Genomic DNA, 1,391 nt, shown 5'->3' with positions numbered 1-1,391 from the left:
GGCATGCTCTCGACGAATTTCTGGACGCGTTCTATCTCGACCACCCGAACAAGCCGCAGCAGCAACGGCGGCTCGATGAAGCGCCGAATTTCACAGGCAACCCTCTTCAGGATGCGTGGCTGGGCGCGGTCGGCGAACATCTCGCCCGTCGCTGGGGGTTGGACGTGCCGATGTGGACGCGACGTCCGCAGCACTATGCTCTGAACGGACCGACCTTCGCTCCAGATTCGCGCCCGCTCCGCCATATACTGATCGCGCAGAGCCCGGCTGCCTTCAAATCGCGCATGATCTTCACCTTGGCTGAGCCCCTGCAAAGGGCACGATTTCCCCGCGCGGTGGACGCCTCCTGACCCCCTCGTTCGAGGCCAACGATCAACCAAGGTGAGCCGCTGTGCGAGTGGCTGAGATCATAGCTACGTGACATGGCTCTGGTCAGGGGACATACTTTGTCCGGCGATCTCCGCCCAAGACTCGCAGCACTCAATCCAAGCACTTGCACTTTCAATGAGTTGCGAGAGGGACTAGGCGGTGTGGACACTTATCGCATCCATAGGACGATTGCGGCGAGAGTGACGACGGCGCGGTAATTTCGGGCCGTCTTTTCGAAGCGGGTGGCGACGCGGCGGAACTGCTTGAGTTTGGAGAAGCAGCATTCCACGAGATGGCGCTGGGCATAGAGATGCTTGTCGAGCGGATATTTCAGCGCGCGTGACGGGTTGTTGGGGATGACGGCGAGCGCCCTTTTGGCAGCGATGTCCTGGCGCAAATGATCGGCGTCATAGGCTGTATCGGCGATGACCACCTCGGCGGGCAATCCCTCGATTAAGGCGGCGGCTTGCGGTGCATCCCCCTTCTGGCCAGCGGTGAGCGTGAACCGTACAGGACATCCCAGGCCGCGAACGGCCATGTGGATCTTCGTGCTCAGGCCGCCGCGCGAGCGGCCAAGCGCCTGATCTTCAGACCCCCTTTTTTTCGCGCCCCGGCGGCGTGCTGATGCGCCCGGACGATAGTGGAATCGACGATCAGATATTCGAAGTCCGGATCATCCGACATCGCCTCGAAGATCCGCCACCAAACACCTTTGATGCTCCACCGGCTGAAGCGCCGGAAGACGCTATTCCACTCCCCAAAGGCCTCTGGAAGATCACGCCAGGGAGAGCCCGTACGCACGATCCAAAGCACCCCCTCCACAAACATCCGGTTGTCCCGCCCGGTCGAGCCCTTCTGGTCGGGCCGTCCGATGATCAAGGGCGCCATTCGCTCCCAGGCCGCGTCGCTCAAAACCAAACGATCCATCACACCCAAGGCGACCTCCCCAAAAGAAGCCTTGAATCTGATTTGCACTTAAATGGGAATCCTTAGAGTCCACACCACCTAGGGTGMCGTACTTT

At 60.6% G+C, this 1,391-nt stretch carries 2 protein-coding genes; one reads left to right on the top strand and one right to left on the bottom strand.

Annotated elements, in window-relative coordinates; all coding sequences use genetic code 11:
* Positions 1-350 (top strand): hypothetical protein (locus tag AC630_RS46130; RefSeq protein WP_074124396.1); only part of this gene is annotated, 350 nt, incomplete at its 5' end.
* Between the two features lie 188 nt (positions 351-538).
* Here AC630_RS46130 and AC630_RS43240 read toward each other — a convergent pair.
* A protein-coding gene (locus AC630_RS43240) for an IS5 family transposase (protein ID WP_283808488.1) occupies positions 539-1,305 on the bottom strand; the annotation gives its coding sequence in 2 pieces (ribosomal slippage) (positions 539-979 and positions 982-1,305; 765 coding nt in all).
* Positions 1,306-1,391: the final 86 nt, after the last annotated feature.

The organism is Bradyrhizobium sp. AS23.2, from assembly GCF_001908185.1.
Lineage (GTDB): Bacteria > Pseudomonadota > Alphaproteobacteria > Rhizobiales > Xanthobacteraceae > Bradyrhizobium.
Note: the sequence above shows the minus strand (reverse complement) of the source record. Positions and strands in the feature narration are given on the sequence as shown.